We start from the raw sequence: 14,171 nt of genomic DNA on the forward strand, positions 1-14,171 counted from the left end.
CTTCTCTTGCTATTTCTACACCTTTCCCCCCTGCGTCTCCTTCAATTCAGCCGAACGAATTTCCCCTTCCAAACTGCACAGCACAAAAAACGATGCTGTGAACACATCTGTGTTCTACAGCATCGCTTCAGCCAATCCCTGCTTCAATCAACGGTTGAGCAAGCTCCCGACATAACGAAGAAGTTCATTGGAGCAGACCGAGCAATAGCCATGCTCATCCATCAGCCGCTTCGTCACCTCATTGATCCGTTTCAGCTGCTTCTCGTCCGGCGTTTTGGTGGACGTTGTAATCTTCACAATATCCTTCAAATCCGCGAACAGCTTCTTCTCGATCGCCTCGCGCAGCCGCTCGTGGCTGGCGTATTCAAACTTCTTCCCTTTGCGTGAATAAGAAGAGATTCGGATCAATATTTCTTCCCGGAACGCCTTCTTTGCATTCTCAGAAATACCGATCTGCTCCTCAATAGAACGCATAAGCCGTTCATCCGGGTCCATCTCCTCGCCTGTCAGCGGGTCTTTGATCTTCGCCCAGTTGCAATACGATTCAATATTGTCCAAATAGTTCTCGAACAGCGTTCTCGCCGATTCCTCAAATGAATAAACAAAAGCCTTCTGAATTTCCTTCTTCGCCAAGCCGTCATACTCCTTGCGGGCGATGGATATAAAGTTCAAATACCGTTCCCGCTCATCCTTCGTAATGGACGGATGCTGATCCAGGCCTTCCTTGAGTGCGCGCAGCACATCAAGCGCATTGATGCACTGCAGATCCTGCTTAATAAGAGCGCTGGAAATCCGATTGATGACATAGCGGGGATCAATGCCCGACATCCCCTCTTCAATGTACTCGCTCTGCATCTCCTTCAGATCGGCTTCCTTATAGCCCTCCACTTCCTCACCGTCATACATCCGCATTTTCTTCACCAAATCCATACCCTGCTTCTTCGTTTCCTTCAATCGGGTCAGAATAGAGAATATAGCGGCGGCTCGAAGCGCATGCGGCGATATATGAATATGCTTCATATCGCTCTGGCCGATCAGCTTTGTATAGATCTTCTCTTCCTCCGACACCTTCAAATTATAAGGGATCGGCATGACGATCATCCGCGACTGCAGCGCTTCGTTCTTCTTGTTGCTGATAAAGGATTTGTACTCCGATTCATTCGTATGCGCAATAATGAGCTCATCTGCCGAAATAAGCGCGAATCGGCCCGCCTTGAAATTCCCCTCCTGGGTTAGCGAGAGCAGGTTCCACAGAAACTTCTCATCGCATTTCAGCATCTCCTGGAATTCCATCAAACCGCGATTCGCCTTGTTCAGCTCGCCGTCAAACCGATAAGCGCGCGGATCAGATTCAGAGCCGAATTCCGTTATCGTCGAGAAATCAATGCTGCCCGTAAGATCAGCAATATCCTGAGACTTCGGATCGGAAGGACTGAAGGTACCGATACCGACACGGCTTTCCTCAGAGATAATGACACGCTCCACCATAACGTTCTCAATATTGCCGCCAAACTCTGTGCGCAGCCTCATCTGACAGGATGGACATAAGTTGCCCTCTATACGTACGCCCAGCTCCTTCTCCGCTTCCGAACGCAGCTCATGCGGAATCAAGTGAAGCGGTTCCTCGTGCATGGGACAGCCCTTTATCGCGTAGACCGCGCCTCGCTCTGTTCTTGAGAACTGTTCGAGACCGCGTTTAAGCATCGTGACAATCGTTGATTTCCCTCCGCTGACCGGTCCCATCAGCAGCAATATTCGTTTGCGGACATCAAGACGACGAGCCGACGAATGAAAATATTCCTCCACCAGCTTCTCGACCGAACGATCCAGACCGAAGATTTCCTGCTCAAAAAACTTATACTTCTTATTACCGCCTTCCTCAGTCACCCCGTAAGACTCGATCATTTCATAGACACGAGCATGCGCAGTCATAGCTGGAGCCGGATCTCTTTTCAACATTTCGATGTATTCCTTGAACGTGCCGGTCCACCCAAGCTTCTCGCTTTCCGCCTTGTACGCCGATATTCTCTTCAAAATGTCCATGCCGTACCTCCTCCCGATACTAGCAGCTTCCACGCAACCATATGCCGTGCGGATAACCATCTATCAAACCATCCATCCAGCGATGCTGCTCGATAAATTGTTGAAGTACTACATTTCTATGCGTGTTCGCTCCGATAATTGCCCTATATTTTCGACGACAATTCCCCATAATTCGCACTTCCAGCACAAATTACGACCAAGCGGAGCATGACAGGCCCTCCGCTTCCAGACGGTCAACAGCCGCAGCGGAATATGATATACTTTGCTAAGAAAGGAGCGCTTGCAGGTGGCAGTCAATCACGAAACTGAGCTATATCAACCGATTAAGCAATATTTTGAAGCGCAGGGCTATGAGGTCAAGAGCGAAATTATGCATTGCGACCTTGTCGCGATACACCCCGATAGCGGCGAAACGGTGCTTGTCGAGATGAAGAAGACCTTCACCCTATCCCTGCTGCTGCAGGGCATCGAACGACTGCGGCTGAGTGGTCAGGTGATGCTTGCGATCGAACGCAATCGGAAGAAGAGCGGCGCTCACAACCAACGATTCGGCGATCTGACCGAGCTCTGCCGCATGCTGGGGCTTGGCCTGATGACCATCACCTTCTTCAAGACCAAGGCGCCAGTCATTGAGCTGCTCTGCCAGCCAGGAGATCCGCCCATTCGCGGACAACGGCGCAAGCGTCAAACTCGACTATTGAATGAATTTCGAGAACGAAGCGGCGATTACAATATAGGCGGCAGCACAAGGCGCAAGCTGGTCACCGCTTACAGAGAGAAAGCGCTGCGGATCGCTTGGGCGCTTCATACGAACGGTCCACTGGCTCCTCGCAAGGTGGCAGAGCTGACAGGAGTTGCCCGTGCGCCCCAAATCCTTCAGCAGGATTATTACGGCTGGTTTCTAAGAGTCCAACGAGGCATCTACCATTTGAAGGCTGACGGCGAGCTGGCCGTTGCCGAATACGCCGCTATCATTAATAGCTGGGCGGGGGCGGAATCTCCGGAGGCAAATCAGCGAGCGAAGGAATGATCGGCGGCCTTATTCCCATCTTACAGTGTAAATTTAATAAAGCTGTCCCATTAGCAGATTAACTGCTGATGAGACAGCCTTGTCCATATCCCGAACCTCTGCGAAGCTCCTATCACCCTCATTACTCTGATGGTTTAAACACATCCACCTCATTCAATAGATAGGAATCTCCCGATCTAATGAACTCAACATAAGCGATATAGTCAGAGCCTTTATGATAATAATAGAATTGCGCTGCCGAATCATCCTTGGCGTATTCAACAGAGACAAGCTTTCCCAAGCTAATGTTTGACAATTGCTTGACTTCTTCACTCCATGCGTCAGAAGCATACTCATTCTCAGCCTCGTCCTGGCTGTCGAGTGCCAAACGGTCAACCATCGCTTTTTCAAACAATTCTTTATTCGCTTTGCGACCGCTCAATTCATCAGATGCGCTTCTCTCGACAACCATGCTATCGATAACCGTTTCCATTTCCGCGCTATCCTTTTCTCTCAGCATAGCACCGAACGCTTTAACGACATCAACCATTTGAGCCTTTAGTTCTCTCGCTGCAAGATTTTCGTCGAAATCCTCATCGAGCCGAGTCAAGTATTTCTCCGCGGACTCATCCTCGAAGCTCTCCTCCCGCAATGAATTTTTCAAGGATGCCTGCCCGATCTCATCAACATCAATCAGGTATTGGAAGGAATCCTCAATGAAATCAAAATCCGCTGAGCCTATGATCGAATCAACGACCTCGCCGTACCTGTCCACGAAGAATAATGAAGGGAAGCCCGCATGACCGTAATAATTGTAGTATTCATCCTTTTTGTCCACCAGAACAGGGTAAGTGATCTCATGCTTGTCGATATATGCTGCAACTTCCTTATATTCATCTCGATTAATAACATTTATGCCATAGACGTTCACCTTGTCCCTGTATTTCTCCTGGAGCTCTACCAATTTCGGCGCATCCTCATTGCAATAAGGACACCACGATGCAAAAAACAACAAAACCGTAGGCTTGTCACTGTAAAACACCTTATGTACGACATGATCCATTCCTGTCAGCTCGATATCCGGCGTCGTTTTCTTCGGAATCGGTTTGGTCAGCGCTGCGGATGAGCTTAATGCCCCTTTGCCACCCTCTTTGAGGGGCGCATATGTCGGCTTCTCATAGCTGGCAATCAAATAAATCGCCATGCACAGAATCCCCAATATAATAATAATCGTCACTTGTTTCTTGGAAATATGCATGTTTGACTACTCCCTCTTGTTATGGTCACGGCAAAAAATGACTTATAAAAAAACTGGTATCCGCCTCATAACAAGGAAGATACCAGATGCCTTCACATTCGTGGAATGAATGGCTAGCAGCGAGCTACAAACTCGCTCACAGCCTCAGCAAATCGTCTTATGCCGAGCTCCATCACTTCACCCTGCGTATAAGTAAAATTCAGCCGCGCCGTATTGCGCTGCGGCTCCTCCGCAAAGAAAGGCGCGCCCGGCACAAATGCAACGCCTTTTGTTACCGCACAGCGAAGCAGCGCCTCTGCATCCAATCCTTCCGGCAGCTGCATCCATAGGAACATGCCGCCCTGCGGCTCTACCCATGTTATATCCGGCAAGCTTTCACGCAGCAGCTTCTGCATATGCTGCATTCGTGCGCCATAATTATCGGCAATCTTGCGGATATGCGCATCAAGCGGGAAGTGGCGAAGCAACTGATCCAATGTCTGCTGGTCCAGCGAGCTGGAATGCAGGTCTGCAGCCTGCTTCGCCTTGGCCATCATTGCAACGACACTGCGATCCCCCATTGCCCAGCCCGTTCGGAGCGCAGGAGCTACCGTCTTCGAGAATGTGCTCGTATAGAGCACCCCGCCTACTTTCGCTTGCTCTGCCAAGGAGAATAAAGTTGGGAAATTCGCGTTGATATCAAATTGGATTTCACCGTAGGGGTCATCCTCCAGTATCGGCACACCATATCGCGCGCATAGATCAAGCAGACCTTTACGACGCTCCAAGCTCCAGACTCGGCCTGTTGGATTGCTGAAAGTCGGAACGACATATACCATTCTGGGCTGATGCTCACGAATAAGCCGCTCCGCCTCCGACATCACCATGCCGTCCTTGTCACTTTCGACCGCAATAACGCGAAGTCCGCTGAAGCTGAATACTTGAAGACATGCCAGATAAGTCGGATTCTCTACCAGCACTACATCTCCAGGCTCAGTCATAACCCGAATGATCAGATCAATCGCCTGCTGGGAGCCAGTCGTTAGAATCATTTCATCCGGCGCAACCGTCATCCCCTTCTCTGCCATTCGCTGGCACAGCTGTTCCCGCAGAGGCAAATATCCTTCTGTCAGCCCGTATTGCAGCGAGCCCTTGCCCTCCGTGAATACGCGGTCGGCCGCTTCACGCACCGCCTCTATAGGAAATAACTCTTCCGCAGGCAGACCGCCCGCAAATGAAATAATTTCGTTCCCTTGCGTCAGCTTCAAAATATCCCGAACAACTGAGGATTGAAGAGCTTCTACCCGTCTCGCAAACCGATACTCCACCTTACGTTCGCCTCCTCTATTTCATAAGACATATTTTACGCTCAAAAGGGTGAAGGGGCAACAGTCTGATTATGCCGACTCTATATTGAAATTTGGCTATGTAAGAATCCCGTCATCAGGTTGTTATTTGCTTGCCTGATTGCACTTTCTTATCAGTAACGAAAGCTAATGCATGCATTTCGGGAATGCATACGTTAGCCCCGACGTTAACATTAAGGAAGGAATGATGATATATGGCAGCAGGTCACAATAATGTTGCAGCAGTCGGTACTAGCGCTTCAAATGCATACTTCACCAAAAGCTTTCTTAGTTCGTATAGCCAGGGCGTTTCACATGCTCAGGTAGTCATTCTTAAAGACAATCTGAGAACCTACAGAAAAAGCACTCCTTCCGATCTTTGGACGGGAATTGCGTCTTTGTCCGGCAATACATCCCCTTTATTCGATGCCGACACAGGAGCGAATCTAGCCGTTTTCCAAAGAAACGAGGACTTGATTACAGATGGCATTTATGGTGCAGCTTCGCGAAATGCGATGCACCGGACAATCGGCCTTTCTTCAAAAGGCTGGGTAAGGGTCCTCAAGTCCGCTCCAGGCTACATGAATTACAATGACACGCCAAACGGATTGGCCGCAGATGCCGCATATAAGCTCGACTACAGTTGGGTAACGAGCACGACTAGAGATACGCTGCATGCTTTGGGGTATGACTTCTATTTGAACACCGGCAAAAAAATCGAGGTGAATGATGCTTCGCTAATTGACGGCGTACAGTCACCCGAGCACTCGACCCATAAATCCGGAAAAGAAATGGATATTCGAAATAATCGGATGACAGCTGCACAAGAAAAAAAATGGCTTGAACTATGTATCGCACACTCTAATGTTAAAAGAATCATCTTTCATACCAAGCATGGACTAACCTCAGGAAAAGTTGTTATTGATGCCCATCATCAGGATCATTTCCATATCCATACATGCAATTAACGTTCCTCTATTCTTTCCGAAATAACGGAACTCCATTATGTAACCAACCGTTTTATTGCTCCTCAGCAAAAATATATCGTTTCGAACCCCTCCAGCCTCGCCATTAATCGGTCGCGGCTACTAGAGCCCATGCTGGGCGCACGCAAAAAATGACCATCCATTCTCACGCGAATGGATGGTCATCCCGGCATGCTGCCTCATCCGTTGTAAAACGGTATAGAGAGTGGCCCGATCAGCCTTTGTTGAAGCGATAACACGCTATTTCCTGCTTACGATGTGGCAGCCTCCCTCTAATTTTGATAAATGCGAATATGAAATATAGTCGGCACCGCCTGGTACGTAAATTCGTCAGAAATATATCCTGCGACGAATTTATTTATAGCACAAAATTTATCACTACAAAGAGTATCTTTGTACAGCATAAAAAAAATCAATATAGGCCATGCAATAAGTAGGATATAAATAATTAACTCGGAAATCATGCTCTATCACCTCAAACTCGTACGACTAGCATGCTACAATCTATGAATCATTTAAACGCTACATTATGAAGAAATTTTTGTTATGCTTATCGTTAATGTATTCACCAAATAACTGTAACATCCCTTGAATTCAGTGTAACAACTTGTTCACAACTTTGCGCATTTTCTTTTTCAACCTACTTGGGTATAATAAAAGGGTGTATGGGAGGTGTGCAGAATGACAATTAACTTTCTAATCATAACGACGGTTACAGTACTGTTCCTCGTCGCTATTCTCACTTCGTCCTACAATGACGATAAGACCAAAGGACTTTAATCCTCACAAAAAAAGCTTCCAGCGATTTATAATCACTGGAAGCTTTTTTTGCGTCATGGAACTAGTTGCGACGCAGTTGGTACATATCGCTCATACATTCGGAACAAAGATAACGCTCTTTAAATTCGCTAACTTCATTTATGGACCCACAAAACACGCAACGCGGACGGTAACGCTCCAAAATGATATGGTCACCCTGGACAAGAATTTCCACGGGGTCGCCTTCATTCATCTGATATCTTTTGCGCAGCGATTTGGGCAATACGATACGGCCCAGTTGATCGACTTTGCGCACTACTCCAGCCGGTTTCAAAAACTTCACCTCTCCTGTGTCTATGATATGCAAGTCAGATACGAAACCATTGCACGTATAAGTTTCGCTAGGTAGCTCCATTTTCCTTCCCCGTCTTTAGATTTTCTTAATATCCTGCAACAATGAACCTATGTAGCTGGGGAAGGTTTCCTCTACTAGCGAGATCTTGAACCAATTCGCGCATTCCGCAGCATCCGCTCCATACCCTATTACCCACATCACCTAAACCTTTAAACAAGAGAATGAAGGAGAATGCAATTTTACTCCAGGCTGAAAAAATCATTCTGTCTCAACGCTTCATAAATAACAATCGCCGCAGAATTGGACAAATTAAGCGACCTCACCTTGTCCGTCATCGGCAGCCGGATGCAAGTATCGGGATGCGCATCCAGAATGGATTGCGGCAGCCCCTTCGTTTCTTTCCCGAATACGAAGAAATCACCATCCTCATACGCATGCTCACAATATCGTTTGGATGAGCGCGTGCTTGCACAGAAAAACCTGCCCTCTGGATACAAGTCGCGCAGCTCCTGAAACGAATCATAATAATGAATATTAACCGCATGCCAATAGTCAAGACCAGCCCGCTTGAGCGTTCGGTCATCCGTATTGAATCCCAGCGGGCGCACCAGATGAAGATGCGTTCCCGTTGCCGCGCAAGTACGCGCTATATTTCCCGTATTGGCCGGTATTTCCGGTTCAACAAGCACAATATGCAAGGACATTAATTCGCTGCACCTCTTCCTTATAAGACGCCTGATTAAAAAGGCTGCCAATCGCAACAATTTTACACAGGTTTAACGTACCCTTAATCTAGTGAATAATGTTGCTTGCCATAATAGAACCAATATCATACCTAAAAGGAGAACAGGAACGATGAAAAAGAAAATTTTAGTAGTCGATGACGAGCCTTCCATCTCCATGCTTATAGAGTTCAACCTGAAGCTGGCTGGCTATGAGGTCCGCTGCGTTCATGACGGCGAGGCTGTGTTCGATATGCTCAAGCCCTTTCGCCCCGATCTCATCGTTCTGGATCTGATGCTGCCCAAGATGGATGGCATTCAAGTATGCCGCGAGCTGCGCAAACAGAATAATGCCGTCCCCATCATCATGCTTACTGCGCTGCAGGATGTAACAGACAAGATCGCAGGACTTGATAATGGCGCAGACGACTATATGACCAAGCCATTCTCCCCGCAAGAGCTGCTGTCGCGGATTCAGGCTATCTTCCGACGCATCCAGTCGCTCCCTGGCTCCAGCGATAATATTGTCCATGCTGTCGGACGGCTCAGCGTACTCACCGATCAGCGCGAAGTAAGAGTTGATGGCGCAGAGGTTGAATTGACGCCCAAGGAGTTCGAGCTGCTGCTGTTCCTATGCCGCCACCGCGGCAAAGTGCTGAGCCGCCAGCAGCTGCTGCATGGCGTTTGGGACTACCATTTCCTTGGAGATACGCGCATTGTCGATGTGCACATCAGCCACTTGAGAGACAAAATTGAGCGCAATGCCAGGACGCCTGAATATATTATGACCGTTCGCAATGTCGGCTACAAGCTGACCGGGCCAAACGCGGTCGACTCCTCGTTCGCATAACCTGCCAATCATTCACCATGCAGAAGACCGCCGGACCTTCCTCACAAGAGAAGGTCCGGCGGTCTTCTTACTTAGTTAGCTGCTAATCCTTGCAAAATTTTCGATCCCTTAACCATTGCGTTTCTGGAAATCGCTCATAAACTCCGCAAGCGCCTTGCAGCTCTCTAATGGAACCGCGTTATAAGTGGATGCGCGCAAGCCGCCTACACTGCGATGGCCCTTCAACCCAACAAAACCCTGCTGCTCGGATTCCTTAATGAACAGCTTCTCCAGCTCTTCATCATGAATTCTGAACGTAATGTTCATCCGCGAACGGCTTGCCGGGTCGGCAAAACCACGATAGAAGCCGCCGCTGCCATCAATCAGATTGTAAATCAAATTTGTTTTGTCCTCATTATATTGTTCAACAGCAGCAACGCCGCCTTTACCTTTCACCCATTTGAGCATTTGACCGACCATATAGATCGCAAAGGATGGCGGTGTATTATAAAGCGAGTTGTTCTTCACATGCGTATCATAACGAAGCATCGTCGGAATCGTCTTCGGGCTCTCAGATACAAGATCCTCACGCGCAATAACAATGGTTACACCCGATGGACCCAGATTCTTCTGAGCACCCGCATAAATAAGGCCGAATTTGTTAATATCAACAGGGCGGCTCAGAATATCACTCGACATATCGCTGATGAGCGTTACATCACCTGTATTCGGAAATTCCTTGAATTGCGTTCCTTCAATTGTCTCGTTCGAGGTGACATGAAGATAAGCTGCATTCGCAGGAATTTCAATATCGCTAAGACTTGGCATCCGGTTGAACTTATGCGCTTCAGATGAGGCTGCTACAGCCGTTTCGCCGATCAGCTTGGCTTCCTTCAGCGCTTTGTCAGCCCAGCTGCCAGTCATCACATAAGCGCCGACTTGACCGGCTTTAAGCAGGTTCATCGGAATCATTGCGAATTGCGTGCTCGCTCCTCCTTGCAGAAACATGATTTTGTAATTGTTCGGAATTTGGAACAATTCTGTTAGAAGCTCTTGTGACTCATTGTTCACTTTTTCAAAGATGCTGCTGCGATGGGACATCTCCATAATAGACATTCCCGCACCTTCGAAGTCGACAAATTCCTCTTGAGCCTTCTGCAATACTTCCAATGGAAGCGCAGCAGGTCCCGCATTAAAGTTGAATGCTCGTTTCGTCACAGTCACTCACTCCAGTCTTCTATTTGCATATGGATATGATAGCAATTTTAGAGGTTTGCATCAAGTAGGAAAAGTCGAACGCTTCCAACTTTAACAAACATAATATTCGGTTTTTTATCTATTCCCCGCTTCAAGTCATGCAGCCTGCGAACAAATGGAAAGCGAGCTCCCCCTAAGGAGAACTCGCTGAAAGTTGAATAATCGAAGAATAATTAGCAGTCGAAGTACAGACCATACTCATAAGGATGAACACGGATTGCAACAGCTTTTGCTTCTTGACGTTTAACAGCAACATAGTTCTGAATGAACTCTTCAGTGAACACATCGCCTTCAGTCAAGAATTCGAAGTCAGCTTCCAAAGCGTCAAGCGCCTCGTCCAGCGTACCTGGAACCGAACGAATTTCTTTCTTCTCTTCGTCGGACAATTCATAGATGTTTTTGTCGAAAGGACCGTAGCCAAGCGCACTAGGATCCAATTTTTTCTTAACGCCATCAAGACCTGCAAGCAGCATCGCTGCGAAGCAGAGGTAAGGGTTAGCTGTGGAGTCCGGCGTACGGAACTCAATGCGGCAGCCCTTAGGCGTAACAGCAGCTACTGGAATACGGACTGCAGCGGAACGGTTTCCTTTGGAGAATACGAGGTTAACCGGTGCTTCGTAACCAGGCACGAGACGTTTGAACGAGTTCGTGGACGGGTTCGTCAAAGCGATCAAAGCTGGTGCATGGTGCAAGATACCGCCGATATAATGCATAGCCATCTCACTCAGGTTAGCGTAAGCGCCTTTCTCGTAGAACAATGGCGTGTCACCATTGAAGATCGAGGAGTGAACATGCATGCCGCTGCCGTTGTCGCCGAAAAGCGGCTTAGGCATGAACGTTGCTACTTTGCCGTATTGGCGAGCAACATTGTGAATAATATATTTATATTTCAACAGGTTGTCAGCCGTTTTGGTCAACGTGTCGAAACGGAAGTTAATTTCTGCTTGACCAGCTGTAGCAACCTCATGGTGATGACGCTCAACGCGAAGGCCTGTTTCTTGCATCAGGCGAACCATTTCGCTGCGGATATCTTGCTGGGAGTCAACAGGAGCTACTGGAACGTAGCCGCCTTTAACGCCAACTTTGAATCCAAGGTTGCCGCCTTCTTCTTTACGTCCTGTATTCCAAGCCGCTTCCTCGGAATCAACCGAGAAGAAAGAAGAATTCATTGTGCTGTCATAACGAACATCGTCGAAAATGAAAAATTCGGATTCAGGTGCGAAGAATGCTGCTGTACCGATTCCGGAAGTTTGCAGATATTCTTCTGCTTTTTGAGCGATGCTGCGTGGATCACGCTCATAGCGAGCGCCATCTGGCGTATGAATGTTACACATTATGTTAAGAGTCGGGTGATCCGTGAAAGGATCGATGAAGACGGATTCCGTATCCGGCATCATTACCATGTCGGACTCTTCAATACCACGGAAGCCTACGATTGAGGAACCGTCGAATGCTACACCATTTACGAAAGTGTCACTGTCGACCTCTGTCGAAGGAAGAGTAATGTGATGCGCGCGACCCCCCAGGTCTACGAAACGAAAATCTACAAATTGGATGTCATTTTCTTTAATTGTGTTTAAAACTTTTTCTACTGACATTGATTTTTTCCTCCATTTCCGAACGTTTGCGATGTATTGAACAGTTATTGTTCAAGTTTTGCACTAAACTATGTCGTTATTATAAAATTTCGGCTCAACAATCGTCAATAGCTATGTCAGGTATTTTTTAAGGGAGCTGTGAGGTATCTTCACATATTTGTTGAATTATTCGAACAACCCTGCCAAAAATAGATATAAAACAGCCGCAGGCCTTGAAGATCAAGGTGACTGCGGCTGTTTCCCATGTTAGGTTTGGTTGAATCAAAATGTCTTATTTTATCCATGTTGCGAATCGCTCCGCTTGCTCCTTTGGCGTATCAAAACGTTTGCCAACCAAATTTCCAAGCTGCTCAAGCTCCTTGAGCAATTTGGCAAATTGATCCGGGAACAGTGATTGTACACCGTCCCCCGTCATGGAATTGTCCGGATCAGTATGCATTTCGATGATCAGCCCGTTCGCTCCTGCTGCAACCGAAGCTTTGGCCATCGGCTCAACAAGCTCGCGACGTCCTGTTCCATGACTTGGATCAGAGATGACCGGAAGATGGCTAAGCTGTTGAAGCACTGGTATGGCCGCCAAATCCAGCGTATTGCGCGTGTACGTCTCGAATGTGCGGATACCGCGCTCGCAAAGCATAACGTTCGGATTTCCGCCAGCGAGAATATATTCGGCCGCATTGAGGAATTCATCATATGTAGCGCTGAATCCGCGCTTGAGCAGCACCGGCGTCTTGATTGTTCCGAGCTTGCGCAGCAAGTCGAAATTTTGCATATTGCGTGTTCCGACCTGTAAAATATCGGCATACTCCGCGCACACATCGACGTATTCCGGCGTCATAACCTCTGTGATCGTCAACAGGCCATGCTTCTTGCCTGCTTCCGCCATCATAACGAGTCCCTCTACACCGATCCCTTGGAAGCTGTAAGGTCCTGTCCGTGGCTTGAATGCGCCTCCGCGAAGAACCTGACCGCCAGCTGCCTTTACCAGCCGAGCGATCTCGTCGATTTGCTCCGGTGATTCCACCGCGCAGGGTCCGCCCATAATGACAAGATGCTTGCCTCCCATCTTCACACCTTTAACTTCGATGACCGTATCGTCAGGATGGAAGTCGCGGCTTGCAAGCTTGTAGGACTTCGATATTTTAACGACGCTCTCTACACCCTTCAATTGGCGCAAATGCTCGACCAGCGTTGGCTCGGCTTGGCCGATAATACCGATAACCGTCCGATCCGTGCCCCGTGATACATGTGCTTGATTGCCGGCCTTCTCAATCTGCTCGACAATCTCATTAATTCTCTCTTCCGTTATGTTGCTGTTCGTAATGGCTATCATTATCAACACTCCTCTTGAGTTTCATTATAGTTATCCATGTTTGCTTTCGCGCTTCTACGCTGTTTAGCTTCTTCGCTGCTTTGCTTCTTCGCTTCTTTGCTTTTTAGCTTTTATGCTTTTAATCGCTAAAGCAAATATACATGAAAAATCCGACCTCGTCAAGAGATCGGATTCAAATAAATTATTCCAACGCTGCCCGTGCCGCAATGCCGCTACGCTTCTGCCTGCGCTTCTCCCTTCTTTTCTCCGCCATATAATGAATAGCGAATCGAACAGGAAAGTAGAACAGAAACCCCAGCAGCAGACCATCAATTGTCCCTCCGACAATTAGCTTCATGTTGACAAGCAGAGCATGATCCAACCAATGAGGGGCATACGGAATATGCGGGTTCAGCTTATCCGATAGAATCCATCCGCCAACAATCGTGTTGACGAAGGCAATGGGCAAGTAAATGATCTTGCCTGCAACGAAACCGATCAATGCGCCTGTCAAGCTGGCGCGAAGCCAATACACAAGCGGGAAAATAAGAAAAAAGGCCAGTCCATATGTCGGCAATGTAATCATCTCAATAGCAATACCGATCGCGAAGCCAAGCGCAACGAATGAAGGACCGCCAGGCGCTCTCATCAGTTCTGTATATTTAAGCTTCAGCCATCTCTTGATGTTGCGCGGCTTGTTTAAGCTTTTCATAGGAGT

At 47.9% G+C, this 14,171-nt stretch carries 12 protein-coding genes; 3 read left to right on the top strand and 9 right to left on the bottom strand.

Features of this window, described 5'->3' with window-relative positions:
- Window positions 1-147: 147 nt before the first annotated feature.
- Window positions 148-2,043, bottom strand: a complete 1,896-nt coding sequence (locus L6H65_RS00155) for a PrkA family serine protein kinase (protein WP_236338193.1) — start codon at window positions 2,041-2,043, stop codon at window positions 148-150.
- A 286-nt stretch (window positions 2,044-2,329) separates the two neighbouring features.
- Between L6H65_RS00155 and L6H65_RS00160 the strand changes: the two genes are divergently transcribed.
- Entirely contained in the window at window positions 2,330-3,073 is a 744-nt protein-coding gene (locus L6H65_RS00160; protein WP_236338194.1) for a DUF2161 domain-containing phosphodiesterase, read from the top strand.
- A 121-nt stretch (window positions 3,074-3,194) separates the two neighbouring features.
- Here the strand turns inward: L6H65_RS00160 and L6H65_RS00165 are convergent, their stop codons facing one another.
- Both L6H65_RS00165 and L6H65_RS00170 read right to left on the bottom strand, forming a co-directional pair.
- A complete protein-coding gene (locus tag L6H65_RS00165; protein ID WP_236338195.1) occupies window positions 3,195-4,310 on the bottom strand; it encodes a TlpA family protein disulfide reductase in 1,116 nt (371 codons plus the stop codon).
- A 113-nt stretch (window positions 4,311-4,423) separates the two neighbouring features.
- Window positions 4,424-5,617 (bottom strand): aminotransferase-like domain-containing protein, encoded by a 1,194-nt coding sequence (locus tag L6H65_RS00170; protein WP_236338196.1) that lies wholly within the window; start codon window positions 5,615-5,617, stop codon window positions 4,424-4,426.
- A 233-nt stretch (window positions 5,618-5,850) separates the two neighbouring features.
- Between L6H65_RS00170 and L6H65_RS00175 the strand changes: the two genes are divergently transcribed.
- The gene (locus tag L6H65_RS00175) at window positions 5,851-6,603 is read left to right on the top strand and encodes a peptidoglycan-binding protein (protein WP_236338198.1); all 753 of its coding nucleotides are present in this window, start codon (window positions 5,851-5,853) and stop codon (window positions 6,601-6,603) included.
- 859 nt (window positions 6,604-7,462) lie between these two features.
- On the opposite strand, the gene L6H65_RS00180 is transcribed toward L6H65_RS00175, so the two are convergent.
- The gene (locus L6H65_RS00180; protein WP_236338199.1) at window positions 7,463-7,714 is read right to left on the bottom strand and encodes an AbrB/MazE/SpoVT family DNA-binding domain-containing protein; all 252 of its coding nucleotides are present in this window, start codon (window positions 7,712-7,714) and stop codon (window positions 7,463-7,465) included.
- A gap of 260 nt (window positions 7,715-7,974) precedes the next feature.
- Entirely contained in the window at window positions 7,975-8,439 is a 465-nt protein-coding gene (trmL, locus tag L6H65_RS00185; RefSeq protein WP_236338200.1) for a tRNA (uridine(34)/cytosine(34)/5-carboxymethylaminomethyluridine(34)-2'-O)-methyltransferase TrmL, read from the bottom strand.
- Window positions 8,440-8,590: 151 nt separating this feature from the next.
- Here trmL and L6H65_RS00190 point away from each other — a divergent pair, with 151 nt between their 5' ends.
- Window positions 8,591-9,307, top strand: coding sequence for a response regulator transcription factor (locus tag L6H65_RS00190; RefSeq protein ID WP_236338201.1), 717 nt, complete (start codon window positions 8,591-8,593; stop codon window positions 9,305-9,307).
- A gap of 108 nt (window positions 9,308-9,415) precedes the next feature.
- Here L6H65_RS00190 and serC read toward each other — a convergent pair whose 3' ends face one another.
- The 4 genes from serC to L6H65_RS00210 all read right to left on the bottom strand — a co-directional run bounded on the left by serC (window position 9,416) and on the right by L6H65_RS00210 (window position 14,165).
- Window positions 9,416-10,504 carry a 3-phosphoserine/phosphohydroxythreonine transaminase gene (gene serC / locus L6H65_RS00195; RefSeq protein ID WP_236338202.1) on the bottom strand — a complete coding sequence of 363 codons (1,089 nt, stop codon included), beginning with the start codon at window positions 10,502-10,504 and terminating at the stop codon, window positions 9,416-9,418.
- A 212-nt stretch (window positions 10,505-10,716) separates the two neighbouring features.
- Window positions 10,717-12,141, bottom strand: a complete 1,425-nt coding sequence (glnA, locus tag L6H65_RS00200; RefSeq protein ID WP_236338203.1) for a type I glutamate--ammonia ligase — start codon at window positions 12,139-12,141, stop codon at window positions 10,717-10,719.
- Between the two features lie 271 nt (window positions 12,142-12,412).
- Complete coding sequence (gene aroF / locus L6H65_RS00205; RefSeq protein ID WP_236338204.1) at window positions 12,413-13,474, bottom strand: 3-deoxy-7-phosphoheptulonate synthase; 1,062 nt, start codon at window positions 13,472-13,474, stop codon at window positions 12,413-12,415.
- Window positions 13,475-13,655: 181 nt separating this feature from the next.
- On the bottom strand, window positions 13,656-14,165 hold the full coding sequence (locus L6H65_RS00210) for a DUF2062 domain-containing protein (protein WP_236338205.1): 510 nt from the start codon (window positions 14,163-14,165) through the stop codon (window positions 13,656-13,658).
- Window positions 14,166-14,171: the final 6 nt, after the last annotated feature.

It is taken from the genome of Paenibacillus plantiphilus (assembly GCF_927798095.1).
Classification (GTDB): Bacteria; Bacillota; Bacilli; order Paenibacillales; family Paenibacillaceae; genus Paenibacillus_Z; species Paenibacillus_Z plantiphilus.